A 25,367-nucleotide genomic window follows, 5' to 3' on the forward strand; every position below is an offset into this window, starting at 1 on the left:
CTGCCTGGCACACAACCCAAAGACTGGCGCAATCCCTGTGGGAGCGGTGAAATCCGTCAGATCAGGTTCAGGAATGCCTGGCGCCATGCAGCATTGGCCGGCAATGCCAAAAAATACGGGTTAAGCAGCGACTCGCGCGGCGGATACCGGAACGGCAAGCCATCCAGCCCGATCACCTCGCCGCCGGCCCCTTCCACCACACCCTGCGCCGCTGCAGTGTCCCACTGCGAAGTCGGCGCCAGGCGCGGATAACAATCGGCACTGCCCTCAGCCAACAGGCAGAACTTCAACGAGCTGCCAATATTGGCCAGCTCCAGCTCTCCCACAGCGGCCCCAAGGCCGGCCAACAACGCTTCCTGCTCCGGGCTGGAGTGTCGACGGCTGGCCACCACGGTAAAACGCTCGCCCTGTGCAGGTGCGTTGCGTACCTGAATCAGCTGGGCTGCCTCACCGGCATCTGCACGCCAGGCCCCCATGCCGCGCCCACCAAAATAGCAGCGCCCATTGGTGGGCATCGACACCACGCCAAACACCACCTCGCCGTTTTCAACCAGGGCGATGTTGACCGTGAACTCTTCGCTGCCGGCAATGAACTCCTTGGTGCCGTCCAGCGGGTCGACCAGCCACCAGCGGCTCCAACCCTGACGCTCGGCCAGCGCAATGTTGCAGTCCTCCTCGGACAGCACCGGAATATGCGGCGCCAGCGCCAGCAGGCCATCGGCAATCACCCGGTGCGCCGCCAGGTCGGCGGCGGTAACCGGCGAGTCGTCGGCCTTGTTGGTCACGGCCACATCGGCACGCCAGAACGGCAGGATCGCCTCACCCGCCGACAACGCCAGTTTGACCACTTCGTGCATCAGTTGCAGGTCGTTCATAGCTCCAGCAGCCCCCGCTGAATCAGCAAGTCACGTGTCAGGTACAGCGCCGCCAGGGCACGTCCCTCGGTGAACTGCGGATGCATGGCCAATGCCGACAGCTCGCGCAGGTTGACCTTGTCGACCCGCATCGGTTCTGGCTCATCGCCTTCCAGGCGCTCTTCGTACAAGTCGGTAGCCAGTACCACCTGGATCTTCTGGCTCATGTAGCCCGGCGACAGCGACAGCTCGGTCAGGTGCTCCAGCTGGCGTGCGCCAAAACCGGCTTCTTCCTTGAGCTCCCGGTCGGCTGCCGCCAGCACGTCTTCGCCCGGCTCGATCAGGCCCTTGGGCAACGACAGCTCGTATTCGTCGGTGCCACCACAGTATTCCTCCACCAGCACGGCATGCTCGGCGTCGAGCATGGCCACGATCATCACTGCGCCGTAGCCGTTACCCCGGCCCACCAGGCGCTCGTAGGTACGCTCAGTGCCATTGCTGAAGCGCAATTGCACGGCTTCGACGCGAAACAGACGGCTGCTGGCGACGATTTCGCGGCTGAGGACGGTGGGTTTCTGGCGCATGGGGCGGCTCCTTGGCGTGAACGGGTTACTATACCGTGGCTTGCCGACTGATCGAGAGTTTCCCATGCCTGTTATTCCCTGGTCTGCCATCGATACCGTCCTGCTGGACATGGACGGCACCCTGCTCGACCTGCATTACGACAACCGCTTCTGGCTGGAGCACCTGCCCCAGCGCTATGCCGAGCTGCACGGGGTGAGCCGGGCCATGGCGCAAATGGAGCTGCAGCCGCTGTTTGAGCGCAATGCCGGCACCCTGAACTGGTATTGCCTGGACTTCTGGAGCCGCGAGTTGCGCCTGCCGATCCGTGAGCTGAAGCAGGAAATCGCCGACCTGATCGCCCTGCGACCAGACGCCGATACCTTCCTGGCGGCAATCCGCAAGGCGGGCAAACGCGTGGTGATGATCACCAATGCCCACCGTGACTCGCTGTCGCTGAAGCTGGAGCGGGTGGAACTGGCACCGTATTTCGAACGGCTGATCAGCTCGCACGATTACGGCTACCCGAAGGAAAGCCCGCAGTTCTGGGATGCATTACAGGCAGACATCGGCTTTGAGCCGCAACGCAGCCTGTTCATCGATGACACACTGGCGATTCTGCGCAGTGCGCGGCAGTTTGGCGTGGGGCACCTGCTGGCGGTGCGCCAGCCGGATAGCAAGGCAGGGCCGCGGGATACCGAAGAGTTTGCGGCCGTCGAGGATTACCGGGAGTTACTGGTAGGCCTATGAGGCCCCATTCGCGGGACAAGCCCGCTCCCACAAGTTGGCCGCTGAATTCAGGTTCAGCGGTAAAGCTGTGGGGGGGCTTGTCCCGGAAGAGGCCGGTCCAGGCTGCGAAGATCAGTCAGGAATACGTAGCACCTGCCCCGGATAAATCTTGTCCGGGTGCGACAGCATCGGCTTGTTGGCCTCGAAAATCTTGTTGTACTGGTTGGCGTTGCCGTACACCACGACTGAAATGGCCGATAGCGTGTCGCCCTTTTTCACCGTAATGAACCTGGCCGCCTTCACCACTGGCCCTGTCACTGTAATCTGGTCATCCACGCTGGCCACACCATTGATGTTACCGGCTGCAAGAATGATCTTTTCCTTCTCCTCCTGGCTGGCCACCTCACCCTTGAGGATGATCTTGTCTCCCTCTACAGTGGCTTTGATGTTCGGGTTTCCCAGGCCGACACTCTCCACGTGCTTCTTGAGCTGCTCCTCGGCATTGGCATTGCCGGGGGTCAGCAGGTCGATCAACTTCTCGCCGGCTTCCTTCACGAAACTGAACAGGCTCATTGCGCTCTCCTTGTTGACGAAACCTTGGACTCACGAGTCTAGGCCAGCTTTTCCACTCCCGCCCCCTGTGCGACCAATCGACGCGGTCTATCAAGGCATAGACCCTAGCGATTAGACGCCGCCGGCCCGCAAGCCTAGGCTTGTGCTATCAGAAAGCCGCCGGTATTCAACGCCCCGATGAACAGCAAACCTCCGGTCTGCGCGGCCTCATCGCCTTTGTCCATGCCCGCCGCCAGCAACACCTACGATTACGTCCAGTTAACCGACGCCAGACGCGACAGCACACCGCTGGCCGAAGAAGTGGCCCTGGCCATTGTCTACAACGGCCTCAATCAGGCGGTGATGCTGGTAAGCCCCACCGACCTGGAGGACTTCGCCGTCGGTTTCAGTGTTGGCAGCGGCATTGTCGAAGGCACGGCAGACATCTACGACCTGAAGCTCTCCGGCAGCGGTTCGGCAATGTATGCCGACCTGGAAATTTCCAGCCGGGCGTTCTGGAACCTGAAAAACCAGCGCCGCCAACTGGCCGGCACCAGTGGTTGCGGCCTGTGTGGTGTCGAAGCCCTGGAGCAGGCGCTGCCGGACCTGGCCGTGCTGCCGGGTGCGCCCCTGCCCCCGGCCCAGTGGCTGGTGGGCCTGCGTGAACGCATCGATGCCTTCCAACCGCTGGGCCAGCATTGCGGGGCTGTGCATGCAGCCCTGTTCATGGACCGCCATGGCGAGCTTTTGCTCGGCCGCGAAGACATCGGCCGGCACAACGCCCTCGACAAACTGATCGGCGCCCTGCTGCGCCAAGGCATCGACAGCCAGGGCGGCTTGGCCATCGTCACCAGCCGCTGCAGCCTGGAGCTGATCCAGAAAGTACTGCGTGCCGGCCTCCAGACCCTGGTCAGCCTATCGGCGCCCACCGGCCTTGCCCTGCAATGGGCACGCAAGCACAACCTCAACCTCATCCATTTGCCCAAGCACAGCGCACCGCGGGTCTTCAGCCCGGCGGCGGAGTCGTAACAGCAGTGACCTCTTACCAGCACCTCCCGGACAACGCACCAGCCTCCACCCCTCGCTACAAGCCCTACCACGGCCCAGCCGGTGGCTGGGGCGCGCTGCGCAGCGTGGCCAAGGCATGGGTCGGCAGCGACAACGCACTAAAGAACATTCGCGCCCTGCTCAAGACCAACCAGAACGGCGGCTTCGACTGCCCGGGCTGCGCCTGGGGCGATTCGCCGGAAAGCGGCATGGTCAAGTTCTGCGAGAACGGCGCCAAGGCCGTGAACTGGGAGGCGACCAAGCGGCGCGTCGATGCGGCCTTCTTCGCCCGTTACAGCGTTACCTCGCTGCTGCAGCAAAGCGATTACTGGCTGGAGTACCAAGGGCGCCTGACCGAACCGATGGTCTACGACGGGCCCAGCGACCGTTACCTGCCCATCAGCTGGGATGCCGCCTTCGCCCTGATCGCTCGCGAGCTGAACAAGCTCGCCAACCCTGACCAGGCTGAGTTCTATACCTCGGGGCGCGCCAGCAACGAAGCGGCGTACCTGTATCAGTTGTTTGTGCGCGCCTATGGTACCAACAACTTTCCTGACTGCTCGAACATGTGCCACGAAGCCAGTGGCGTGGCCTTGGGGCAAAGCGTCGGGGTCGGCAAGGGCACCGTCACCTTCGACGACTTCGAGCATGCCGACGCTATTTTTGTCTGGGGGCAGAACCCCGGCACCAACCACCCACGCATGCTCGACCCGCTGCGTGATGCGGTGAAACGTGGCGCCCAGGTGGTGTGCGTAAACCCGCTCAAGGAGCGTGGCCTGGAGCGCTTCCAGCACCCGCAGAACCCGCTGGAGATGCTGACCAACAGTGACCGGCCGACCAACACCGCGTTCTTCCGCCCGGCGCTGGGCGGCGACATGGCGATGCTGCGCGGCATGGCCAAGTTCGTCCTGCAATGGGAACGCGAAGCCCAGGCCAAAGGCGAACCGGCCGTGTTCGACCATGCCTTCATTGCCGAACATGGTCATGGCGTCGACGACTACCTGGCAGTGGTCGATGCCACGCCGTGGGAACACATCCAGGCGCAGTCCGGGCTGACGCTGGCCGACATCGAGCTGGCCGCGCGCATGTACTGCCGTGGCAAGCGGGTGATCATGTGCTGGGCGATGGGCATCACCCAGCACCGCCATTCGGTGCCGACCATCCAGGAAATCGTCAACCTGCAAATGTTGCGCGGCAACATCGGCGCACCCGGCGCCGGTCTGTGCCCGGTGCGCGGCCACAGCAACGTGCAGGGCGACCGCACCATGGGCATCAATGAACGCCCGCCAGTGGCGCTGCTGGACGCCCTCGAAAAGCGTTTTGGCTTCCCCGTGCCCCGGCACAACGGCCACAACACCGTCGAAGCCATCCACGCCATGCTCGACGGCCGCGCCAAAGTATTCATCGGCCTGGGCGGCAATTTCGCCCAGGCCACGCCAGACACCGAGCGTACTGCCCAGGCACTGCGCAACTGCGAGCTGACCGTGCATATCAGCACAAAGCTCAACCGCAGCCACCTGGTGCACGGCAAGCAGGCGCTGATCCTGCCGTGCCTGGGCCGCACCGACATCGACCTGCAGGCCGACGGGCCGCAGGCGGTGACGGTGGAAGACTCGTTCAGCATGGTGCACGCCTCCAACGGCCAGCTGAAGCCGCTGTCGACGCAAATGCGCTCGGAACCTGCAGTGATTGCCGGCATCGCCGCTGCCACCCTGGGCAAGCAACCGGTGGACTGGCACTGGCTGGTGGCCGACTACGACCGCATCCGCGACCTGATCGGCGATACCATCGCGGGCTTCAGCGGTTTCAACCAGCGCTTGCAGCGTCCAGGCGGTTTTTACCTGGGTAACAGCGCTGCCAGTCGCGAATGGAAGACCAGCAGCGGCCGGGCCAACTTCAAGGCCAACCTGCTGCCGGATTCGTTGCTCGATGAGCGCGTGCGCGCCAGTGGCCAACTGCCCGACCTGATCATGCAGTCGATGCGCTCGCACGATCAGTACAACACCACCATCTACGGCCTGGACGACCGTTACCGGGGCGTGCGCGGCCAGCGCGAAGTGCTGTTCGCCAACGAAGCCGACATCATCCGCCTGGGCTTCCAGCCGGGGCAAAAGGTCGACATCGTGTCGCTGTGGGGTGATCAGCATGTGCGCCGGGTGCAGGGCTTCACCCTGCTGGCCTTCGACATCCCGGCCGGGCAGGCAGCGGCGTATTACCCCGAGGTGAACCCGCTGGTGCCACTGGAAAGCATTGGCGATGGCAGCCATACGCCGACCTCGAAGTTCATTGCCATCAAACTGGAGCGCGCACGGGACGACGGGCGTATTCTGTAGAAACGAAAAAAGCCCTGTTCCATGGCGGTTCAGGGCTTTGTCATAAAGGTCTCAAACAGCCGAAAAACGATAAAGTTTCACAGCAAATACAGTAACTTAGAGAATTGTGTACAACTCGTGTTACTCGTCGGATTTCCGTTGCCAGCCACGCCGCTTAGCCTCAAATTCGCCTCGTCATCCCTATGAGGCTCTCTTGATGAAGAAGTACTCCTCGATTTTGTTGTTGTCTTTCAGCTTGCTCAGCGGCGTTGCCATGGCAGGCGGCAATACCGAGGCCGGCATTGGCGGCGCATTGGGTGGGGTACTCGGCTCCGTAGTGGGTAACTCCATCGGCGGTAGCACCGGCGGCGCCATTGGTGCCGGTCTGGGCGGCGCAGCCGGCGGTGCCCTGGGTGCCGACAAGCGCCAGCGTGGCGAGGCCGCTATCGGCGGCGCACTGGGCGCTGCAGGCGGTAACGTGGTCGGTCGCTCGGTGGGCGGCACCACCGGTAGCTACATTGGCGCAGCAGCCGGCGGTGGTGCCGGTGGCGCGCTGGGTAACTACATGGGCAACAAAGCCGACGAAGACGAGCGTCATGATGATCGCCGCTACCGTCGCGGCTACGACGACCGTCGCCACTACGACCGTGGTCGCCACTACGGCCACCGCAAGCACAAGCGCCACTGGCGCGACTGATGCCGCGGGCCCTGCCCCGGCAGCAAAAGCCCCGCCCCTGCCGGCGGGGCTTTTTTATGCCTGCTGTTCCAGTACCAGGCCAGACAGGACCACTTGCAGCGGTTCAGGCAGCACCGCAGGACGACCACTGGCACGCTCGATGAACACCTGCACTACCGTGCCTGCAGCACACGCCTCCGGTTCCCCCGGGCGGAACAGCGCCAGGCGGTACTCCACCGTACTACCCGCCAGGCGCGTCACTCCCAAGCCCACTTCGAGCACGTCGGGAAAGCCTGGCAGCGCATAGAAATCCGCAGCCGAACTGACCACGAATGCCGCCAGTTCACCGTCACGCAGGTCCACCTCGGCCTGTTCGGCGAGGAAGGCCTGGATCGCCGTTTCGAAAAAGCCATGCACGGTAGCACCGGCGATATGGCCATTGACGTCGTTGTCCGAAGGGCGGGTGAGGATGGGGTGGAAGTGGTAGAAGGCAGTGCGCTGAGGGGATTCGGTCATCTGTCTGGCTCTTGTCTTCGCAAATGTTGCTGACAGTGAAACAGAAATTCCAGATTTCCGCTGCCTGAGCCGGCCTCTTCGCGGGTAAACCCGCTCCCACAGAAATCGCCGTATCTGTGGGAGCGGGTTTACCCGCGAAGAGGCCGGCTCAGGATATCGTTCAAAAAAAAGCCGCCCCAAAGGGCGGCCTTCTTGTAGCGCTGGGCTCAGCTTACAGCTGTGGGCCAGCAGCCTTGATGGCGTCGGAAACTTCGAACTTCTTGAAGTTTTCGATGAACAGCTTGGCCAGGCCTTTGGCGGCCTCGTCGTAGGCAGCTTTGTCAGCCCAGTTGGTGCGTGGGTTGAGCAGCTCGGTTTCAACACCTGGGACGACTTTTGGTACGTCCAGGTTGATGATGTCCAGGTGCTCGGTTTCGGCACCGACCAGCGCGCCACTCTGGATTGCAGCAATCACCGCGCGGGTAGTCGGGATGCTGAAGCGCTTGCCAACACCGTAGCCACCGCCGGTCCAGCCGGTGTTTACCAGGTAAACCTTGGAGTTGAAGCCGTTGATACGCTTGATCAGCAGCTCGGCGTACTCGCCAGCCGGGCGCGGGAAGAACGGTGCGCCGAAGCAGGTGGAGAAGGTCGACTTGATGCCGCCGCCCGAACCCATTTCGGTAGAACCGACCAGCGCGGTGTAACCGGACAGGAAGTGGTAGGCCGCCTGCTCGTTGTTCAGGATCGAAACCGGAGGCAGAACACCGGTCAGGTCGCAGGTCAGGAAGATGACCGCATTAGGCTCGCCGCCCAGGTTCGCTTCGGAACGCTTGGCAACGTGCTCCAGCGGGTAGGCAGCACGGCTGTTCTGGGTCAGGCTGACGTCGGTGTAGTCGGCGTGCTTGTTGGCGTCGAGAACGACGTTTTCCAGCACTGCGCCGTGCTTGATGGCTTTCCAGATGACCGGCTCGTTCTTCTCGGACAGGTCGATGCACTTGGCGTAGCAGCCGCCTTCCATGTTGAAGACAACGCCTTCGCCCCAGCCGTGCTCGTCGTCACCGATCAGGTAACGGCTTTCGTCGGCCGACAGGGTGGTCTTGCCAGTGCCGGACAGGCCGAAGAACAGGGTCACATCGCCTTCTTCGCCGATGTTGGCCGCGCAGTGCATTGGCAGTACGTCGGCAGCCGGCAGCAGGAAGTTCTGCACCGAGAACATGGCTTTCTTCATTTCGCCGGCATAGCGCATGCCTGCGATCAGCACCTTCTTGGCGGCGAAGTTGATGATGACGCAGCCGTCGGAGTTGGTGCCATCACGCTCAGGCTCGCACACGAAGTTGGCAACGTTGAGCACCTGCCACTGGTCGCGGCCAGCCGGGTTGTACTGCTCCGGGTTGATGAACAGGCAACGGCCGAACAGGTTCTGCCAGGCGGTCTGGGTGGTCATCTTCACCGGCAGGTAGTGGTCGACGGCTGCCCCTACGTGAACGTAGGAAACGAAGTGATCCTGGGCGTTGTTGAACGCCTCGACGCGGTCCCACAGGGCGTCGAACTTGTCGGCCGGGAACTTGCGGTTGATCGGGCCCCAGGAAATAGCGTCCTGAGTGGAAGGTTCTTCGACGATGAAACGGTCAGCCGGCGAACGGCCAGTACGGTGACCAGTCTCCACGACCAGTGCGCCAGTATCGGCTAGTACGCCTTCACCGCGTTGCAGCGCTTCTTTTACCAGCTCATCGACGCTCAGGTCGGTGTACACGGTGTTGTTGGCTTGCGTCATGAGATACCCCATCCGGCCCGAGGCCGAGTGCTCCAAACGTTTTGTAGTTGTCTTGAAAAAACTACTACAGCGAAAAAAGTGGCCGGATTATGCCAGAAACGCCCAAAAAAAGTAGGCCCCTCCTGTCAGAACTGCGCTTTTGCGCAATTCGACAGGAGATTGTCCTGTGATTAAACGTTTCAGTGGCGAGTTTCTGAGGCCACGTCTGTGCCGCCACCGGCAAACAGTTGCGCCACATCGCTGGCATCGAAGAAATAGCGCTCGTTGCAGAACTGGCAATCGATCTCCACCTGGCCGCCGCACTCTTCCACCAATGCCTTGGCGTCCTGTTCGCCAAGGCTGACCAGCGCATTGCCGGAACGCTCGCGCGAACAGCTGCAATTGAAGCGCAACGGCTGGATGTCGAACAGGCGCACGGCATCTTCATGGTACAGGCGATGCAGCAACGTTTCGTTGTTTTCAGCCCACTCTTCAGGCTTGAGGGTCTTGGCCAGGGCAACCACGTGCTGCCAGCTGTCCTCACGCTCTTCATCATCCGGCTGGCGATCACGCGGCAGCTGCTGCAGCAGCAGACCGCGGGCCTTGCCGTTTTCGGCGTTGAGCCAGAAGCGCGTGTTCAGCTGCTGGGACTGGACGAAGTAGTTGGTGAAACATTCCGACAGGTTGGCGCCATCAAGGTCGACAGTACCCTGGTAGCGCTGGCCCTTGACCGGATCGATGGTCAGGGTCAGGTGGCCGTCGGGCATCAGCTGCGACAGTGTGGCATCCGCCGGGATCTGGTCCGCTTCGTAGCGGGCCATGCCGCGGATTTCCCGGTCGCCGGAACATTCCACCATCAGCAGCGGAATCGGCCCAGCCGAGCGCGCCTGCAAAATCAGCAAGCCATCAAACTTCATCGCGCCCACCAGCAACGCGGTGGCGGCCATCAGCTCGCCGAGCAGCGCCTTGACCGGCTGAGGGTATTCGTGACGCGCCAACACTGCGGCATAGCTGTCATCGAGAGACACCCACTCGCCGCGCACATCGCGCTCGTCGAAGATGAAACGTTGGGTGAAATCGGTATCAGGCAAATCGCTCATAGGTTTCGGCTATCTAAAAAATGATGACAAAATGGTTACAAGGGTTGTCGAGAACCTGCGAGAACCCGTTACAGAGCGCTCACAAGGCGCTCCGATTTCCTGTTTGCAATAGAGGTATTTTATGGACAATCGACCACTGTTCCAAGCAAGGTGGTCCTGGGGGCCATTGGCAGCCTGTACGCTGCTTTCCGTCGCTCTACTGTGTTTCTGGTTATGGCCTTTTGGCCAGATCCTGTGCCTGACTTTCGACGAGTGGCTGTTCCGCAGCCTGAATGCGCCCTTGGCCGACAGCACTACCTGGCGCTACATCTGGACCGTCGGCAGCCTGCGCCCGTTCGACATCGTCGTCGGCCTGATCCTGCTGGCAGTGCTCATCCGTGGTGACTGGGTGTTCAAGGCAGCTCAGGTTCGCCAAGCGTTTTTCGGCTTTCTGGTCACGCTACTCCTCTTAGTGGTGATTCGCGCGCTGTTTTCCAAGTGGGTGGATGCAGCTGGCTGGCAGCACAAGAGCCCGTCGATGATGTTCGACGAGGTGGTGCACCTGAGTGACTACTACCCGAACCTGGAAGCCGCCTGGGAGCTCAAGGACCGTTCCAGCAAGAGTTTCCCGGGGGATCACGCCTCGGTACTGCTGATCTGGGCGCTGTTCATGAGCGTGTTCAGCCGCCGCCTGGTGCAGTACCTGGTGATCTGGGGGCTGGCGGTGCTGTTCATGCTGCCGCGCCTGGTGGCCGGCGCCCACTGGGGGCAGGATGACTACATCGGCGGGTTGCTGATGGCAGTGCTGGCGTTGGGCTGGAGCTATTACACGCCGCTGGCGGCCAAGGGCAGTGAGGCGTTGATGCGCTGGACTGCACCGTTGTTCAACCTGCTGGCCAGGTTACCGCTTGTCGGGCGGATGGCCGTGCTCCGCTAGACCCTTGGGGCTGCTACGCAGCCCTTTCCGAACGGTCCGGCGCCCCGGCAAGGCCGCTCCCACAAAGCGCTGTGGGCGCTGGCTTGCCGGCGATGGGCCGCTAAGCGGCCCCGGCTATTCATAGCTCCCATGCAACTGGTGAATCTGCCGCCGCTGCTTCTTGGTTGGCCGCCCATCGGTAGTCACCCCCATGGCGCCCGCCTTGCGCATTTCGGCCGCCTGCTCACGGCGGCGCAGGCTTTCTTCGGTTTCCTCGTACAGCGTCTGCGCTTCTGGCGCCCCACGCCGCACCACCGACAACGCCTTCACCACCACGGTGCGCTCATCGAACCCGGTGCGCAGCACAAATTCGTCGCCCACTCGCGGCTCCTTGCCTGGCTTGCAACGCTCGCCCCGGCAATGCACCTTGCCGCTCTCGATCGCTGCCTTGGCCAGCGCCCGCGTCTTGTAGAAACGCGCCGCCCATAGCCACTTGTCCAGGCGAACCTTGTCGTCGTCTTCGGCTTTTTGTGCCATCCCGTTACCTCGGATTCTGTCTTTCATCGAACTGTACTACCTTCACATACGGATGCAAAAAGTCCCCGCCATGCTTACAGTTCACCACCTCATTCGCAGGGTGCGCTTCGTGAAGACATTTGACCATTTGAAAGTGATCGGCCTGCGTGAGTGGATAGCCCTGCCCGACCTTGGCGTGGCAGGGCTGCGCGCCAAGATCGACACTGGTGCCAGCACCTCCAGCCTGCACGCTACCGAGGTGGAACCGTTCGAGCGCGACGGCCAGCCCTGGGTACGCTTCACGGCGCACCTGGGCTCTGTGGTGCAGTTGCGCCACCGCCGCTGCGAGGCGCCACTGGTGACCATGAAGACCATCAAGAGCTCCAACGGGCACGCCCAGACTCGCTACGTCATTCGCACGTCACTGGCGCTGGGCGATGGTGTGTGGGAGGTGGAGTTCACACTCGCCTGCCGCAAGAACATGCGTTACCGCCTGCTGCTCGGTTCCAAGGCCCTGATCCACGGCCAGCTGGTGGTCAACCCTGGCCTGAAGTACGTACAAGACAAACCGGCCTTCCCGGCCACCCTTTCCCCTGTCACAGGTGCTGCATGAAGATCGCTGTGCTGTCGCGCAATCCGCGTCTGTATTCCACCCGCCGCCTGGTCGAAGCCGGTACCCAGCGTGGCCACGAAATGGTGGTGATCGATACCCTGCGGGCCTACATGAACATTGCCAGCCACAAGCCGCAGATCCATTACCGCGGCAAGCCGCTGGAGGGCTTCGATGCCGTGATCCCGCGCATCGGCGCTTCCGTCACCTTTTACGGCTGCGCAGTGCTGCGCCAGTTCGAAATGATGGGCGTGTACCCACTCAACGAATCGGTAGCCATTGCCCGTTCGCGCGACAAACTGCGCTCGCTGCAATTGCTGTCGCGTCGCGGAATCGGCCTGCCCATTACCGGCTTCGCCCATTCACCCGACGACATTCCCGACCTGATCCAGATGGTTAATGGCGCGCCGTTGGTAATCAAGGTGCTGGAGGGCACCCAGGGCATTGGCGTGGTGCTGTGCGAAACCACCCAGGCTGCCGAGTCGGTGATCGAGGCGTTCATGGGGCTCAAGCAGAACATCATGGTTCAGGAGTACATCAAGGAGGCTGGCGGGGCCGACATTCGCTGCTTCGTGGTGGGAGACAAGGTGATTGCCTCGATGAAGCGTCAGGCCAAGCCGGGCGAGTTCCGCTCCAACCTGCATCGGGGGGGCGTCGCCAGCCTGATAAAAATCACCCCTGAAGAGCGGATTACCGCGATCCGGGCGGCCAAGGTGATGGGTTTGAGCGTGGCGGGGGTGGATATCCTGCGGTCCAACCATGGGCCATTGGTGATGGAGGTGAACTCGTCGCCGGGGCTGGAGGGGATCGAGGTGACCACCGGCAAAAACGTGGCCGGGATGATCATCGAGCACCTGGAGAAGAACGGCGGGCCAAATCAGACCCGGACCAAAGGCAAGGGCTGATTCAAGGCTGTACCGGCCCTATCGCCGGCAAGCCAGCTCCCACAGGATTACCACAACCTCCAGGCTTGTAGATTACCTGTGGGAGCTGGGTTGCCGGCGGTAGGGCCGGTGCGGTCAACCAGATTCATACAGCATTACGCGGCAGCAATAGCCCCAGCGGCAACCGCACCCGCGCTTCGATCCCCCCGCCAGACCGATTACGCAGCTCCACATTCCCGCCATGCTGGGCGGCGATCCGCTTGACGATCGCCAGCCCCAGCCCGGTGCCCTTGCCGCCCCGTGCCCGATCCCCACGAATGAACGGATTGAAGATGGTCTCCAGCTCCGACTCATCGATCCCGGTGCCACGGTCCAGCACGCTCAGCACCACGTACGGTGCACTCTCGTCACCCGACACATAGGCCGCCACTTCGACCCCCTTGCCAGCATGGTGCAGGGCGTTGCCGATGAGGTTGCCCAACATGCGCTTGAGCGAAACGCGACGCAGCGGGAATGGAGGAATTGGCTCCAGGCACAGGCGCACACGTTCTTTCGGCTGGTTGTACGGCGCCACGACTTCACGCACCAGGTCAGCCAGGTCGACCTCTTCCACCGGCTCGTCACGGCCATCGCGGATGAAGGCCAGGAACTGATCGAGGATCGCATCCATGTCCTCGATATCGCGAACCATGTCGTCACTCAGGTCGCTGTCGCTGTTCAGCAATGACAACGACAGGCGCAGACGCGTCAACGGTGTGCGCAGGTCGTGGGAAACCCCGGCCAGCATCAGCTCGCGCTCGCGCCCGGCTTGTTCGACATCTTCGGCCATCTGGTTGAAGGCCTTGTATACCTCGGTCATCTCGCTGGGCGTGTCGCTGATCGGCAGACGCACACTGCGACCCTGGCCCAGCTGACGAGCGGCGAACACCAGGCGCTTGAGCGGCTGGTTCAACTGGCGCACGAAGATCCAGGCCGACGCGGTGGACAACAGGCCGATGGCCAGGAACCAACCCAGCACGTTCCAGATTTTCTGCCCACGCAGCGGGTGTGGGTACAGTGGCACTTTCAGCCAGCCAGGGCCCAGGCTTGGCGCATTGACCCACAACGCCGGTGGCGCATGGATGCGCAGCCGCACCTCGGTGTCTTCGCCCAGCTCCGCCTGCATCTGCCGTTGGTAGATTTCACTGTAGGGCCAGTGCTGCTCACCCTCGGGCACACCCGACCCGGTCACGCGGATGAGGCCCGCCGCTTCGGCAATCCTGTCGCGGTTTTCTTCGTCGGCAGCCCAATAGGCGCGCAAGGTCAACGCCACACCGTGGCTGTACTGACGGTCGACCAGCACGTCCTCGTTCATCAGCAGGTAGACCAGGGTCAAAGCCTTGCTGAACAGGACGACGATCAACACCAGCCACAGGGTGCGGGCGAAGAAACTCTGCGGAAACCAAAGCGGTGTTTTCATGGACGACGCAGCATCATTTGCCCGCGTTTCCGTCTGGCACGAACACGTAGCCCACGCCCCAGACGGTCTGGATGTAACGCGGCTTGGACGGGTCCGGCTCGATCATGCGGCGCAGGCGCGAAATCTGCACGTCGATGGAACGCTCCAGTGCATCCCACTCCCGACCACGGGCCAGGTTCATCAGCTTGTCGCGGGTCAGCGGCTCGCGGGCGTGCATCACCAGGGCCTTGAGCACGGCGAACTCGCCGGTGGTGAGCATGTGCACTTCGTCGCCACGCTTGAGTTCGCGGGTGGCCAGCGACAGCTCGTAATCACCGAAGGTGACCGATTCGTCCTCACTGCCAGGTGCACCTGGCACGGCAGGCGCCTGGCGGCGCAACACAGCCTTGACGCGGGCCATCAGCTCATCCGGGTTGAACGGCTTGCCCAGGTAGTCGTCAGCGCCCAGTTCCAGGCCCTTGATACGGCTCAGCTCGTCGCCCTTGGCGGTGAGCATGATGATCGGGATCTGGTTGTTCTGCTGGCGCAGGCGCTTGCACGCAGACAGGCCATCCTCGCCCGGCAGCATCAGGTCGAGCACCACCAGGTTGAACACCTCGCGCTGCAGCAGGCGGTCCATCTGCTCGGTGTTGGGCACCGCGCGGGCACGGTAGCCCTTGCTGGTGAAGAAACGTTCCAGCAGGCTGCTGAGCCCCGGATCGTCGTCGACGATGAGAATCTTGTCACCTTCAGCGGTGTTTGCGGTGCCGGTCATGAATAACTCCTCTGATATCGCCGCGCATTATGGCGTAGCCATTGCTGCACGTTGCGTGAGCATTGTTAGCAGATTTTTCCCCCGGCGCCAGTTCCAGCTGGCTGGGCGCCATCACCGCAAGCCGTTTGCGATGGGTATAATGCGCGGCTTTCATCCAGCGCCGCCGGGATAAAAGCCCACAGGCGACCCCCGTATTCACAAATGTCAGGTGGTTTACATGGACAGCATCAACAGCCGTATCGCCGAGGAACTGGGCGTACGCCCCCAGCAGGTCGAGGCGGCCGTGGGCCTGTTGGACGAAGGCTCGACCGTGCCCTTCATCGCCCGTTACCGCAAGGAAGTGACCGGTAGCCTGGACGACACCCAGCTGCGCCATCTGGAAGAGCGCCTGCGCTACCTGCGCGAACTCGACGACCGTCGCGCCAGCATCCTGTCCAGCATCGAGGAACAGGGCAAGCTGACCCCTGAACTGGCCCGCGAAATCAAGCTGGCCGACACCAAGACCCGCCTCGAAGACCTGTACCTGCCGTACAAGCAAAAGCGCCGCACCAAGGGCCAGATCGCCCTGGAAGCCGGCCTCGGCGAGCTGGCGGACGGCCTGTTCAACGATCCGGGCCTTGTGCCAGAGAGCGAAGCCGCACGCTTCGTCAACGCCGAAAAGGGCGTGGCCGACGTCAAGGCCGCGCTGGAGGGCGCCAAGTACATCCTGATGGAGCGCTTTGCCGAGGACGCCGCCCTGCTCGACAAGCTGCGCAATTTCCTCAAGCAGGAGGCCGTGCTCAGCGCCCGCGTGGTAGCCGGCAAGGAGGAAGAGGGCGCCAAGTTCCGCGACTACTTCGCCCACGACGAACTGCTGCGCAACGCACCGTCGCACCGTGCCCTGGCAATCTTCCGCGGGCGCAACGAAGGTGTGTTGAGCGCCTCGCTGAAAGTGGGCGAAGAACTGCCTGGCACCCTGCACCCGTGCGAAGTGATGATCGGCCACCACGTCGGCGTCGAAAACCGCGGCCGCCCGGCCGACAAATGGCTGGGCGAGGTGGTGCGCTGGACCTGGAAGGTCAAGCTGTACACCCACCTGGAAACCGACCTGTTCGGCGAACTGCGCGACAACGCCGAAGGCGAGGCAATCAACGTGTTCGCCCACAACCTGCACGACCTGCTGCTGGCCGCCCCGGCCGGTCCGCGCGCCACCCTGGGCTTCGACCCGGGCCTGCGCACCGGTTGCAAGATCGCCGTGGTCGACGCCACCGGCAAGCTGCTGGACTACACCACGGTGTATCCGCACGCGCCGAAGAATGACTGGGACCGCACCCTATCCATCATGGCTGCACTGTGCGCCAAGCACTCGGTGGAGCTGATCGCCATCGGCAACGGCACCGCCAGCCGCGAAAGCGACAAGCTGGTGGCAGAGCTGGTGAAAAAATACCCAGCGCTGAAAATCACCAAGATCATGGTTTCCGAAGCCGGCGCTTCGGTGTACTCGGCATCGGAACTGGCCGCCCGCGAGTTCCCGGACCTGGACGTGTCGATCCGTGGCGCCGTTTCGATTGCCCGCCGCCTGCAGGACCCGCTGGCGGAGCTTGTGAAGATCGACCCGAAATCCATCGGTGTCGGCCAGTACCAGCACGACGTGTCCCAGCTGAAACTGGCGCGTGGCCTGGACGCCGTGGTCGAGGACTGCGTGAACGCCGTGGGCGTGGACGTGAACACCGCCTCGGTGGCGCTGCTGACCCGTATCTCCGGCCTTAACGCCACGCTGGCGCAGAACATCGTCGCCCATCGCGATGCCAACGGCCCGTTCGCCACCCGTGCAGCCCTGAAAAAGGTCAGCCGCCTGGGTGAAAAAACCTTCGAACAGGCCGCCGGCTTCCTGCGTGTGATGAACGGCGACAACCCGCTGGACGCCTCCGCAGTGCACCCGGAGGCCTATCCGCTGGTGCAGCGCATCGCCGCCGACACCGACCGCGACATCCGCTCGCTGATCGGCGACAGCAGCTTCCTCAAGCGCCTGGACCCGAAGAAGTTCACCGACGAGTCCTTCGGCCTGCCGACCGTCACCGATATCCTGCAAGAGCTGGACAAGCCTGGCCGCGACCCACGGCCCGAGTTCAAGACCGCCACCTTCCAGGACGGCGTCGAAGACCTCAAGGACCTCGAACCCGGCATGATCCTGGAGGGTGTGGTGACCAACGTCACCAACTTTGGCGCCTTCGTCGACATCGGCGTGCACCAGGACGGCCTGGTGCACATCTCGGCGCTGTCGGAGAAGTTCATCAAAGACCCGCGTGAAGCGGTCAAGGCCGGCGACGTGGTCAAGGTCAAGGTCATGGAAGTGGATATCCCGCGCAAGCGCGTCGGCCTGTCCATGCGCATGAGCGACACCCCAGGCGAAAAGGTCGAAGGCAACCGCGGTGGCAACCGTGGCAATGGCGGCAACCGCCAGCAGCCGGCCCAACGCCCGCGTGAAACCGCCACCGCCGCGCCGGCCAACAATGCCATGGCCTCCCTGTTCGCCAACGCCAAGCAGTTGAAGAAGAAGTGATGGACGTACCCCGCGAATACGTCGAAAGCGCCTTCAGCCAGCTGCTGGGCTGCCGCCTGCAACGCCTGGACACGGGTGTTGCAGAGGTGGCCCTGCCGCTGGAGCCGCACTTGCGCAACCGTGGCCAGAAGCTGCACGGCGGGGCGATCTTCAGCCTGGTGGACATCGCCATGGGCCTGGCCTGCTCGGCCAGCCATGGCTTTGACCAGCAAAGCGTCACCATCGAGTGCAAGATCAACTACATGCGCGCCGTCAGCGATGGCGAAGTGCTGTGTACCGCCCGTGTGCTGCACGCCGGGCGGCGAACCCTGGTGGTCGACGCCGACGTAGTCCAGGGCGACAAGCTGGTGGCAAAAGCGCAAGGAACCTTCGCGGTTCTCTAGCTCACCAAGCAGTATCTGCGGTATTTTCAGCAGTGCGCTGGCACTGCTGGAACCCGCGTAAACCAGGCGACAACGCCAGTTCCTTTCTTCCTACCCTTGTAGACCGTTATCTCTACCCCCATATTGGGGCGACTGACGCGTGAAGGAATACATCTTGAGCGAACTCCTCAACCGCCGCCTGAGCCTGCTCGGCGCCAATCTTCCCCTGCTCAAGCAGTGCCTGCACGGTATTGAGCGCGAATGCCTGCGCGTGACCGATGAAGGTCGCCTGGCCCAGACCCCGCACCCGGAAGCACTGGGATCGGCGCTGACCAACGAGCAGATCACCACCGATTATTCCGAGTCGTTGCTGGAGTTCATCACCCCTGCGCTGGCCGACCCGGCCAAGGTGCTCGAAAGCCTCGAAGAGACCCACCGTTTCGTCTACAGCAAGCTGGGCGACGAATACCTGTGGAGCCCTTCGATGCCGTGCACGCTGCCGGCCGAGGAGGACATCCCGATCGCCGAGTACGGCAACTCGAACATCGGCAAGCTCAAGCACGTGTACCGCAAGGGCCTGGCCCTGCGCTACGGCCGCACCATGCAGTGCATTGCCGGCATACATTACAACTTCTCGCTGCCCGAAGCCCTGTGGCCACTGCTGCGCGAAGCCGAAGGCAGCACGCTAGACGACCGCGACTACCAGTCGTCGGCCTACATCGCGCTGATCCGCAACTTCCGCCGCTACAGCTGGCTGCTGATGTACCTGTTCGGCGCCTCGCCGGCGCTGGACAAAGGCTTCCTGCGTGGCCGCCCGCACCAGCTCGAAGAGCTGGACGCCGAAACCCTGTTCCTGCCCTATGCCACCAGCCTGCGCATGAGCGACCTGGGCTACCAGAGCAACGCCCAGGCCGGCCTCACGCCTTGCTACAACAACCTGGCCAGCTACACCGACAGCCTGCGCAAGGCCGTGGGCACGCCCTACCCGCCTTATGTTGAGGTCGGTACGCACGTGGACGGCGAATGGGTGCAGCTGAACACCAACATTCTGCAAATCGAGAACGAGTACTACTCGAACATCCGCCCCAAGCGCGTTACCTACACCGGCGAGCGGCCGATACAGGCCCTGACTTCGCGTGGCGTGCAGTACGTGGAAGTGCGTTGCCTGGACATCAACCCGTTCCTGCCGGTAGGTATCGACCTGACCGAGGCACGCTTCCTCGACGCGTTCCTGCTGTTCTGCGCCCTGGAAGACAGCCCTCAGCTGGACAACGGCGAGTGCGGCCAGTGCACCGACAACTTCCTGACCGTGGTCAAGGAAGGTCGCCGCCCGGGCCTGGAGCTGCACCGCAATGGCCAGCCGATCAGCCTGAAAGGCTGGGCCGGCGAGCTGATCGAGCGCATCCGCCAATTGGCCAACCTGCTCGACCAGGCGCAAGGCTCTGATGAGCACGCCAAGGCCCTGGATGCCCAGCAGGCCAAGGTCGACGATGCCTCGCTTACCCCGTCGGCCCAGGTGCTGGCACGCATGACCGAGCATGACGAAAGCTTCGTCCAGTTCTCGCTGCGCCAAAGCCGTGTGCACGCCGAGGCTTTCCGCGAGCAACCTCTGAGCAATGACAAGCAGCAGGCATTCGAAACGCTGGCCCGCGAATCGCTGGCCAAGCAGTCCGAGCTGGAACAAGACGAAGTCGGTGACTTCGACCTGTTCGTCGGCGCCTACCAGGCCAGCATCCTGGCAATCAGCAACTGATGAACCGCACCGCCACCCCGCGCAAGCCGCGCGCCAGCAGCCAGGCCAGGATCGAGGCGATCCTGGCGGCTGCGCGTGAGCTGCTGGCCGAACAAGGGGTGGCGGCACTTTCCATCTACAGCGTGGCTGAGCGGGCACAGATTCCGCCGTCGTCGGTGTATCACTTTTTCGCCAGCGTGCCGGCCTTGCTGGAAGCGCTGACGGCCGATGTGCACCGGGCGTTTCGCGAAGCGCTGGGCGCAGCGATCGACAGCAGCGCGTTCAGCACCTGGCACGAACTGTCACGGCTGATCGAAGAGCGCATGCTTGATATCTACAACGAGGATGCGGCGGCGCGGCAGCTGATTCTGGCGCAGCATGGCCTGAGCGAGGTGGTGCAGGCCGATCGGCAGCACGACATGGAACTGGGCGACTTGATGCACAAGTTGTTCGACCAGCATTTTCACCTGCCGGTGATGCCGCTGGATGTGGATGTGTTTGCGCTGGCCATGGAGCTGAGTGACCGGGTGTATGCGCGGTCGGTGCAGCTGCATGAGGCGATCACACCGCGCATGGCCGAAGAAGGCAAGCGGGTGTTCGAGGCGTATCTGGGGTTATACCTGCCGCCGTTTCTGGCCAAGCGTTCCAGCTGAAGTTATTGGGGCCGCGTTGCGGCCCATTCGCGGCACAAGGCCGCTCCTACAGGAGATCGCATTCCCGTGTAGGAGCGGCCTTGTGTCGCGATAGGGCTGCCAAGCAGCCCCAATATCGAGCAGCATCACAGCTTGGCGATAGACACTTCAGTCGATTTCACAAAGGCAATCACTTCGCTGCCAACCTGCAGCTCCAGCTCCTTTACCGAGCGGGTGGTGATGACCGAAGTGACGATACCCGAAGCAGTCTGCACGTCGATTTCCGACAGTACCGGGCCTTCGAGGATCTCTTTCACGGTGCCTTTGAACTGGTTGCGGACGTTGATGGCTTTGATGGTCATGATGTCATTCCTTCTCTATGGCTTCAGTCTGGTGAGTGAGTCATTCAGTGTGCCCAGCGCAGCTGCGTGGGCAGAGGGGCTACAGGATCCGGCTCGGGCGCAGTGCCCGGGGCCGACAGAACACGGTTGAGCACTTCGCTTTCCAGCGCGGCCAGGCGGTGCGAACCACGCGCGCGGGGCCGTGCCAGGTCGACGGTGAGGTCGAGCCCGACCTCGCCGTCCTCGATCAGGATCACCCGGTCAGCCACGGCTACCGCCTCGCTGACATCGTGAGTGACCAGCAGCACGGTGAAGCCGTGCTGACGCCACAGGCGTTCTATCAGTTGCTGCATCTCGATACGGGTCAATGCATCCAGCGCACCCAGCGGCTCGTCCAGCAGCAGCAGGCGTGGCTGGTGGATCAGCGCCCGCGCCAGGGCCACGCGCTGTTTTTGGCCACCCGACAGGGCTGCCGGCCATTCATTGGCGCGGTCGGCCAGGCCAACCGCCTCCAGCGCTTCCAGCGCACGTGGGCGCCAGTCACCCGACAGGCCCAGGCCAACGTTGTCGATCACCTTCTTCCACGGCAGCAAGCGTGCGTCCTGGAACATCAGGCGGGTTTCTTCGCGGGCCTCTTCCAGCGGCGCAGCGCCGGCCAGCAACTGCCCGGCCGTAGGCTGGTCGAGCCCGGCCAGCAGCCGCAGCAGGGTGCTTTTGCCGCAGCCGCTGCGGCCGACGATGGCAACGAACTGCCCCGCCGGAATGTGCAGGTCGATGCCCTTCAATACTTCGCGCTGGCCAAAGGTCTTGCGCAGGCCGTTAGAGGCCAGCGGGATGCCACGCAACAGGCGTGGCGGCTGTTCCTTGAGCACGGTCATGCGCCCTCCTTCTTGGCCACTTGATAGGCCGGGTGCCAGCGCAGCCACACACGTTCCAGGCCGCGAGCGGCGAGGTCGGCGAGTTTGCCAAGCACGGCATACAGGACGATGGCCAGTACCACCACGTCGGTCTGCAAGAACTCCCGGGCGTTCATCGCCAGGTAACCGATGCCGGCGTTCGCCGAAATGGTCTCGGCCACGATCAGGGTCAGCCACATGAAGCCCAGTGCGAAACGCACGCCCACCAGGATCGATGGCAGTGCACCCGGCAAGATCACCTGGCGGAACAGGCCGAAGCCGGACAAGCCATAGCTGCGCGCCATTTCTACCAGCGCCGGGTCGACATTGCGGATACCGTGGTAAGTGTTCAGGTAAATCGGGAACAGCGTGCCCAGCGCGACCAGGAAGATCTTTGCCGACTCGTCGATACCGAACCACAGGATCACCAGCGGGATCAGCGCCAGATGCGGCACGTTGCGGATCATCTGCACCGAGCTGTCGAGCAGGCGTTCGCCCCAGTTCGACAGGCCAGTGATAAAGCCCAGCACCAGGCCGATGCTGCCGCCGATGGCGAAGCCCAGGCCGGCACGCCAGCCACTGATGGCCAGGTGTGTCCAGATATCGCCGCTGCGCACCAGCTCGACGCCAGCGCTGACGACAGCGCTAGGTGCCGGCAGGATGCGCGTCGACAGCCAGCCAGCGCTGACCGCCAGTTGCCAGACTGCCAGCAGCAGCACCGGCAGTGCCCACGGCGCCAGGCGCTGGGTCAGGGTGGAGGAAGTTGCACGACTCATGGCCCGGCCCTCAGCTCTGTGACACGGACTTGGGCAGGATGTCGTTGGCCACCATCTCGCCGAACGGGCTTACGTAGCCACCGGTTTTGGGTTGCTCCGGGCGCTGTACATCAAGGTGCGGGAAGAGCAGTTCGGCAACCCGATACGACTCTTCCAGGTGTGGATAGCCCGAGAAGATGAAGGTATCGATCCCCAGGTCGGCATATTCCTTCACCCGCGCCGCGACAGTCGGGCCATCGCCTACCAGTGCGGTGCCGGCACCGCCACGTACCAGGCCAACGCCTGCCCACAGGTTGGGGCTGACTTCCAGGTTGTCACGGTTGCCGCCATGCAGGGCAGCCATGCGCTGCTGGCCCACCGAGTCGAAGCGCGCCAGCGAGGCCTGGGCACGGGCGATGGTGTCATCATCCAGGTGCGAAATCAGGCGGTCGGCGGCGGCCCACGCTTCTTCGTTGGTTTCGCGCACGATCACGTGCAGGCGGATACCGAAGCGTACTTCACGGCCTTGAGCAGCGGCTTTTTCGCGCACCTGGGCGATCTTTTCGGCAACGGCTGACGGTGGCTCGCCCCAGGTCAGGTACAACTCGACCTGTTCGGCGGCCAGGTCTTGGGCGGCCTCGGACGAACCGCCGAAATACAGCGGCGGGCGTGGTTGCTGAATCGGCGGGTAAAGCAGCTTGGCGCCCTTCACCTGGATGTGCTTGCCGTCGTAATCGACGTTTTCGCCTTCCAGCACCTTGCGCCAGATACGGGTGAACTCGACCGAGGCTTCGTAGCGCTCCTGGTGGTTCAGGTGCAGGCCATCACCGGCCAGCTCATCCGGGTCGCCACCGGTCACCAGGTTGAACAGCGCACGGCCATTGGACAGGCGGTCCAACGTTGCAGCCTGACGTGCTGCCACGGTCGGCGAAATGATGCCTGGGCGCAGGGCAACCAGGAATTTCAGATGCTGGGTCACAGGAATCAGCGACGCTGCCACCAGCCACGAGTCCTCGCAGGAGCGCCCGGTAGGGATCAGCACCCCACCAAAACCAAGGCGGTCGGCGGCCTGCGCGATCTGCTGCAGGTAACCGTGGTCGACCGCACGCGCGCCGTCGGAAGTGCCCAGGTACTTGCCGTCACCGTGGGTCGGGAGGAACCAGAAAATGTTAAGGCTCATTGGAGTTGTCTCCTCAAGGGTGGCTCAGCCAGGGCGGCGCCCCGGCACGGACGAATCAATCAAGGCGCGCTAGCGACCTTGGCCGGGGGTGTCCAGATCACGTCCTTGATGCTCAGCGGCTTGGGTATGAGCTTGAGCGCCTGGAAGGTGTCGGCGATTTTCTGTTGCGCGGCCACTACCTCGGGGGTCAGCGGTGCAGCACCGTAGCCTTGGCGCTTGACCGAGGTCAGGGTGATGTCTGCGGGCAGGCCGAGCAGCGGTGCGACCTGATCGGTCACTTCCTGCGGGTTGGCCTGGGACCACTCGCCCACCGCGCGCACTTCTTCGACCAAGGCGTTGATCACCGTCGGGTGCTGGGTCGCATAGTTGCGGGTGGCCAGGTAGAACTGGTGGTTGTCGACCAGGCCCTTGCCATCACGCAGGGTGCGCGCCTGCAACTGTTGTTCGGCGGCGGCCTGGTACGGGTCCCAGATCACCCAGGCATCGACGCTGCCACGCTCGAATGCGGCGCGGGCATCGGCCGGGGGCAGGTAGACCGGCTGGATATCGCTGTACGTGAGGCCGGCGTCTTCCAGTGCACGGACCAGCAGGTAGTGCACGTTGGAGCCTTTGTTGAGGGCGACTTTCTTGCCCTTGAGTTCCTTGACCGACTGGATTGGCGACCCCTTGGGCACCAGGATCGCCTCGCTGTGCGGCGCGGGCGGCTCGTAGGCCACGTAGAGCAGATCAGCGCCAGCGGCCTGGGCGAATACGGGTGGGGTCTCGCCGGTAACACCAAAGTCGATGGAGCCGACGTTCAACCCTTCAAGCAGCTGCGGGCCGCCGGGGAATTCGGTCCACTGCACCTGCACGCCTTGCTCGGCCAGGCGCTTCTCCAGCGTGCCCTTGGCCTTGAGCAGCACCAGGGTGCCGTATTTCTGGTAACCGATACGCAGGCTTTCGGCCTGGGCTTGGGTAATGGCGCCGAAGGACACAGCCGCCGCAAACAGGGCGACCAGACCGCGACGCAAGAAGACTGTGCGCATGGCGCTCTCCTGTGCGAATGAGGTTCGGGTTGCACCTGCTTGCCTCGTTGTCGGGCCAGTAAGGTGGTGAAGCGGGTAGTGCCGTTCAAATGCTCCAGCGGGCGCTGATCAGGCGTTCGTTCAGCACACCGGGGGCCACCGGGCGTGGCCGACGGGCCAAGGCAACGTGGAAGGTTTCAAGCGAGTCGTGCAGGCGCTCTTCCAGCGCTTGTACCAACTGCGCGGGCTTGGTGCCTTCTGCGTAAGCCACCTGGCTGTCGTCGGCGAAGATCCCTTGCAGGGTCTCTTGCGCCTTGAGTGCCGACAGCACCGGCTTCAATGCGTAATCCACCGCCAGCATGTGGGCGATGCTGCCGCCAGTGGCGATTGGCAACACGATCTTGTGGGCCAGGGCGCGTTCGGGCAGCAGGTCGAGCAAAGTTTTAAGGGCACCGGCAAACGAAGCCTTGTACACCGGGGTGGAAACGATCAGGCCATCGGCCTGGGCTACCAGCTGCTGGAAGTGCTGCACATGCGGGCTGTCGAAGCGGGCGTGCAGCAGGTCTTCGGCGGGGAAGTCACGTACCTGGAACGTCACCACCTCGACGCCACGGTCCTGTAGCCACTGGCGTGAACGCTCTAGCAGCACGCCGGAGCGTGAACGGAGACTTGGGCTACCACCGATTGAGACAACCAGCATTGCTGCGCTTCCTTGTGTTCTGTTGG

General features: G+C 63.1%; 26 protein-coding genes. 11 read left to right on the forward strand and 15 right to left on the reverse strand.

Going from position 1 to position 25,367, the window contains the following annotated elements; all coding sequences use genetic code 11:
* Positions 1-56: 56 nt before the first annotated feature.
* Entirely contained in the window at positions 57-875 is an 819-nt protein-coding gene (gene cysQ, locus LU684_RS10835) for a 3'(2'),5'-bisphosphate nucleotidase CysQ (RefSeq protein ID WP_016484421.1), read from the reverse strand.
* Positions 872-1,438 carry an ADP compounds hydrolase NudE gene (gene nudE / locus LU684_RS10840; RefSeq protein ID WP_016484420.1) on the reverse strand — a complete coding sequence of 189 codons (567 nt, stop codon included), beginning with the start codon at positions 1,436-1,438 and terminating at the stop codon, positions 872-874. Before nudE ends, cysQ begins: the two co-directional genes overlap by 4 nt.
* A gap of 64 nt (positions 1,439-1,502) precedes the next feature.
* On the opposite strand from nudE, the gene yrfG reads away from it, so the two are divergent.
* Positions 1,503-2,165: a GMP/IMP nucleotidase gene (gene yrfG / locus LU684_RS10845; protein WP_016484419.1), complete on the forward strand. Its 663-nt coding sequence runs from the start codon at positions 1,503-1,505 to the stop codon at positions 2,163-2,165.
* A 111-nt stretch (positions 2,166-2,276) separates the two neighbouring features.
* Here the strand turns inward: yrfG and lysM are convergent, their stop codons facing one another.
* Positions 2,277-2,717 (reverse strand): peptidoglycan-binding protein LysM, encoded by a 441-nt coding sequence (gene lysM, locus LU684_RS10850; protein WP_016484418.1) that lies wholly within the window; start codon positions 2,715-2,717, stop codon positions 2,277-2,279.
* 177 nt (positions 2,718-2,894) lie between these two features.
* Between lysM and fdhD the strand changes: the two genes are divergently transcribed.
* The 3 genes from fdhD (at position 2,895) to LU684_RS10865 (ending at position 6,752) form a co-directional block, all read left to right on the forward strand.
* The gene (gene fdhD / locus LU684_RS10855) at positions 2,895-3,725 is read left to right on the forward strand and encodes a formate dehydrogenase accessory sulfurtransferase FdhD (RefSeq protein ID WP_070086869.1); all 831 of its coding nucleotides are present in this window, start codon (positions 2,895-2,897) and stop codon (positions 3,723-3,725) included.
* Between the two features lie 5 nt (positions 3,726-3,730).
* A complete protein-coding gene (locus LU684_RS10860) occupies positions 3,731-6,076 on the forward strand; it encodes an FdhF/YdeP family oxidoreductase (RefSeq protein ID WP_016484416.1) in 2,346 nt (781 codons plus the stop codon).
* 196 nt (positions 6,077-6,272) lie between these two features.
* The gene (locus LU684_RS10865) at positions 6,273-6,752 is read left to right on the forward strand and encodes a glycine zipper domain-containing protein (RefSeq protein WP_016484415.1); all 480 of its coding nucleotides are present in this window, start codon (positions 6,273-6,275) and stop codon (positions 6,750-6,752) included.
* A 54-nt stretch (positions 6,753-6,806) separates the two neighbouring features.
* Here LU684_RS10865 and LU684_RS10870 read toward each other — a convergent pair whose 3' ends face one another.
* The 3 genes from LU684_RS10870 to hslO all read right to left on the reverse strand — a co-directional run bounded on the left by LU684_RS10870 (position 6,807) and on the right by hslO (position 10,079).
* Positions 6,807-7,247, reverse strand: coding sequence for an acyl-CoA thioesterase (locus LU684_RS10870; RefSeq protein WP_016484414.1), 441 nt, complete (start codon positions 7,245-7,247; stop codon positions 6,807-6,809).
* A gap of 211 nt (positions 7,248-7,458) precedes the next feature.
* On the reverse strand, positions 7,459-9,000 hold the full coding sequence (locus tag LU684_RS10875) for a phosphoenolpyruvate carboxykinase (protein ID WP_060518076.1): 1,542 nt from the start codon (positions 8,998-9,000) through the stop codon (positions 7,459-7,461).
* Positions 9,001-9,179: 179 nt separating this feature from the next.
* Entirely contained in the window at positions 9,180-10,079 is a 900-nt protein-coding gene (hslO, locus tag LU684_RS10880) for an Hsp33 family molecular chaperone HslO (protein WP_016484412.1), read from the reverse strand.
* Positions 10,080-10,200: 121 nt separating this feature from the next.
* On the opposite strand from hslO, the gene LU684_RS10885 reads away from it, so the two are divergent.
* A complete protein-coding gene (locus LU684_RS10885; RefSeq protein ID WP_016484411.1) occupies positions 10,201-10,995 on the forward strand; it encodes a phosphatase PAP2 family protein in 795 nt (264 codons plus the stop codon).
* A gap of 114 nt (positions 10,996-11,109) precedes the next feature.
* Here LU684_RS10885 and LU684_RS10890 read toward each other — a convergent pair whose 3' ends face one another.
* Positions 11,110-11,511, reverse strand: coding sequence for an RNA-binding S4 domain-containing protein (locus LU684_RS10890; RefSeq protein ID WP_016484410.1), 402 nt, complete (start codon positions 11,509-11,511; stop codon positions 11,110-11,112).
* A gap of 109 nt (positions 11,512-11,620) precedes the next feature.
* Between LU684_RS10890 and rimB the strand changes: the two genes are divergently transcribed.
* Together rimB and rimK are read left to right on the forward strand one after the other, a co-directional pair.
* A complete protein-coding gene (gene rimB / locus LU684_RS10895; RefSeq protein WP_024717584.1) occupies positions 11,621-12,103 on the forward strand; it encodes a retropepsin-like aspartic endopeptidase RimB in 483 nt (160 codons plus the stop codon).
* Entirely contained in the window at positions 12,100-13,005 is a 906-nt protein-coding gene (rimK, locus tag LU684_RS10900) for a 30S ribosomal protein S6--L-glutamate ligase (protein WP_012316721.1), read from the forward strand. Before rimB ends, rimK begins: the two co-directional genes overlap by 4 nt.
* Before the next feature lie 124 nt (positions 13,006-13,129).
* Here the strand turns inward: rimK and LU684_RS10905 are convergent, their stop codons facing one another.
* Together LU684_RS10905 and ompR are read right to left on the reverse strand one after the other, a co-directional pair.
* Entirely contained in the window at positions 13,130-14,443 is a 1,314-nt protein-coding gene (locus LU684_RS10905; protein ID WP_016484408.1) for an ATP-binding protein, read from the reverse strand.
* 13 nt (positions 14,444-14,456) lie between these two features.
* Positions 14,457-15,197, reverse strand: coding sequence for an osmolarity response regulator transcription factor OmpR (ompR, locus tag LU684_RS10910; RefSeq protein WP_016484407.1), 741 nt, complete (start codon positions 15,195-15,197; stop codon positions 14,457-14,459).
* A 217-nt stretch (positions 15,198-15,414) separates the two neighbouring features.
* Between ompR and LU684_RS10915 the strand changes: the two genes are divergently transcribed.
* The 4 genes from LU684_RS10915 (at position 15,415) to LU684_RS10930 (ending at position 20,486) form a co-directional block, all read left to right on the forward strand.
* Positions 15,415-17,739, forward strand: a complete 2,325-nt coding sequence (locus LU684_RS10915; RefSeq protein ID WP_095116607.1) for a Tex family protein — start codon at positions 15,415-15,417, stop codon at positions 17,737-17,739.
* Positions 17,739-18,122, forward strand: coding sequence for a PaaI family thioesterase (locus tag LU684_RS10920; RefSeq protein WP_016484405.1), 384 nt, complete (start codon positions 17,739-17,741; stop codon positions 18,120-18,122). Before LU684_RS10915 ends, LU684_RS10920 begins: the two co-directional genes overlap by 1 nt.
* Before the next feature lie 154 nt (positions 18,123-18,276).
* On the forward strand, positions 18,277-19,854 hold the full coding sequence (gshA, locus tag LU684_RS10925) for a glutamate--cysteine ligase (protein ID WP_024717583.1): 1,578 nt from the start codon (positions 18,277-18,279) through the stop codon (positions 19,852-19,854).
* Positions 19,854-20,486 carry a TetR/AcrR family transcriptional regulator gene (locus LU684_RS10930; protein ID WP_016484403.1) on the forward strand — a complete coding sequence of 211 codons (633 nt, stop codon included), beginning with the start codon at positions 19,854-19,856 and terminating at the stop codon, positions 20,484-20,486. The genes gshA and LU684_RS10930 overlap by 1 nt, the downstream gene beginning before the upstream one ends.
* Positions 20,487-20,611: 125 nt before the next feature.
* Here LU684_RS10930 and LU684_RS10935 read toward each other — a convergent pair whose 3' ends face one another.
* From LU684_RS10935 to ssuE, 6 genes are all read right to left on the reverse strand, one after another.
* Complete coding sequence (locus tag LU684_RS10935) at positions 20,612-20,827, reverse strand: TOBE domain-containing protein (RefSeq protein ID WP_008095172.1); 216 nt, start codon at positions 20,825-20,827, stop codon at positions 20,612-20,614.
* A 44-nt stretch (positions 20,828-20,871) separates the two neighbouring features.
* Complete coding sequence (gene ssuB / locus LU684_RS10940) at positions 20,872-21,684, reverse strand: aliphatic sulfonates ABC transporter ATP-binding protein (RefSeq protein WP_019096900.1); 813 nt, start codon at positions 21,682-21,684, stop codon at positions 20,872-20,874.
* Entirely contained in the window at positions 21,681-22,478 is a 798-nt protein-coding gene (gene ssuC, locus LU684_RS10945; protein ID WP_016484401.1) for an aliphatic sulfonate ABC transporter permease SsuC, read from the reverse strand. Before ssuC ends, ssuB begins: the two co-directional genes overlap by 4 nt.
* Positions 22,479-22,488: 10 nt before the next feature.
* Positions 22,489-23,637 carry an FMNH2-dependent alkanesulfonate monooxygenase gene (gene ssuD / locus LU684_RS10950; RefSeq protein ID WP_016484400.1) on the reverse strand — a complete coding sequence of 383 codons (1,149 nt, stop codon included), beginning with the start codon at positions 23,635-23,637 and terminating at the stop codon, positions 22,489-22,491.
* A gap of 59 nt (positions 23,638-23,696) precedes the next feature.
* Positions 23,697-24,662: a sulfonate ABC transporter substrate-binding protein gene (locus tag LU684_RS10955; RefSeq protein ID WP_232894637.1), complete on the reverse strand. Its 966-nt coding sequence runs from the start codon at positions 24,660-24,662 to the stop codon at positions 23,697-23,699.
* Between the two features lie 85 nt (positions 24,663-24,747).
* On the reverse strand, positions 24,748-25,341 hold the full coding sequence (ssuE, locus tag LU684_RS10960) for an NADPH-dependent FMN reductase (protein ID WP_016484398.1): 594 nt from the start codon (positions 25,339-25,341) through the stop codon (positions 24,748-24,750).
* Between the last annotated feature and the right edge of the window lie 26 nt (positions 25,342-25,367).

Source organism: Pseudomonas sp. NMI542_15 (assembly GCF_021283425.1).
Taxonomy (GTDB): Bacteria; Pseudomonadota; Gammaproteobacteria; order Pseudomonadales; family Pseudomonadaceae; genus Aquipseudomonas; species Aquipseudomonas fortuita.

Bases quoted from the DNA above. Each gene is read 5' to 3' on its own strand.
- LU684_RS10890 (WP_016484410.1), bottom strand. From the start codon at position 11,511: ATGGCACAAAAAGCCGAAGACGACGACAAGGTTCGCCTGGACAAGTGG.
- ompR (WP_016484407.1), bottom strand. From the start codon at position 15,197: ATGACCGGCACCGCAAACACCGCTGAAGGTGACAAGATTCTCATCGTC.
- LU684_RS10930 (WP_016484403.1), top strand. From the start codon at position 19,854: ATGAACCGCACCGCCACCCCGCGCAAGCCGCGCGCCAGCAGCCAGGCC.
- nudE (WP_016484420.1), bottom strand. From the start codon at position 1,438: ATGCGCCAGAAACCCACCGTCCTCAGCCGCGAAATCGTCGCCAGCAGC.
- cysQ (WP_016484421.1), bottom strand. From the start codon at position 875: ATGAACGACCTGCAACTGATGCACGAAGTGGTCAAACTGGCGTTGTCG.
- ssuC (WP_016484401.1), bottom strand. From the start codon at position 22,478: ATGAGTCGTGCAACTTCCTCCACCCTGACCCAGCGCCTGGCGCCGTGG.
- LU684_RS10870 (WP_016484414.1), bottom strand. From the start codon at position 7,247: ATGACCGAATCCCCTCAGCGCACTGCCTTCTACCACTTCCACCCCATC.
- LU684_RS10920 (WP_016484405.1), top strand. From the start codon at position 17,739: ATGGACGTACCCCGCGAATACGTCGAAAGCGCCTTCAGCCAGCTGCTG.
- LU684_RS10955 (WP_232894637.1), bottom strand. From the start codon at position 24,662: ATGCGCACAGTCTTCTTGCGTCGCGGTCTGGTCGCCCTGTTTGCGGCG.
- LU684_RS10905 (WP_016484408.1), bottom strand. From the start codon at position 14,443: ATGAAAACACCGCTTTGGTTTCCGCAGAGTTTCTTCGCCCGCACCCTG.
- rimK (WP_012316721.1), top strand. From the start codon at position 12,100: ATGAAGATCGCTGTGCTGTCGCGCAATCCGCGTCTGTATTCCACCCGC.
- ssuD (WP_016484400.1), bottom strand. From the start codon at position 23,637: ATGAGCCTTAACATTTTCTGGTTCCTCCCGACCCACGGTGACGGCAAG.
- fdhD (WP_070086869.1), top strand. From the start codon at position 2,895: ATGAACAGCAAACCTCCGGTCTGCGCGGCCTCATCGCCTTTGTCCATG.
- ssuB (WP_019096900.1), bottom strand. From the start codon at position 21,684: ATGACCGTGCTCAAGGAACAGCCGCCACGCCTGTTGCGTGGCATCCCG.
- LU684_RS10885 (WP_016484411.1), top strand. From the start codon at position 10,201: ATGGACAATCGACCACTGTTCCAAGCAAGGTGGTCCTGGGGGCCATTG.
- LU684_RS10875 (WP_060518076.1), bottom strand. From the start codon at position 9,000: ATGACGCAAGCCAACAACACCGTGTACACCGACCTGAGCGTCGATGAG.
- ssuE (WP_016484398.1), bottom strand. From the start codon at position 25,341: ATGCTGGTTGTCTCAATCGGTGGTAGCCCAAGTCTCCGTTCACGCTCC.
- lysM (WP_016484418.1), bottom strand. From the start codon at position 2,717: ATGAGCCTGTTCAGTTTCGTGAAGGAAGCCGGCGAGAAGTTGATCGAC.
- LU684_RS10915 (WP_095116607.1), top strand. From the start codon at position 15,415: ATGGACAGCATCAACAGCCGTATCGCCGAGGAACTGGGCGTACGCCCC.
- LU684_RS10865 (WP_016484415.1), top strand. From the start codon at position 6,273: ATGAAGAAGTACTCCTCGATTTTGTTGTTGTCTTTCAGCTTGCTCAGC.
- hslO (WP_016484412.1), bottom strand. From the start codon at position 10,079: ATGAGCGATTTGCCTGATACCGATTTCACCCAACGTTTCATCTTCGAC.
- yrfG (WP_016484419.1), top strand. From the start codon at position 1,503: ATGCCTGTTATTCCCTGGTCTGCCATCGATACCGTCCTGCTGGACATG.
- LU684_RS10935 (WP_008095172.1), bottom strand. From the start codon at position 20,827: ATGACCATCAAAGCCATCAACGTCCGCAACCAGTTCAAAGGCACCGTG.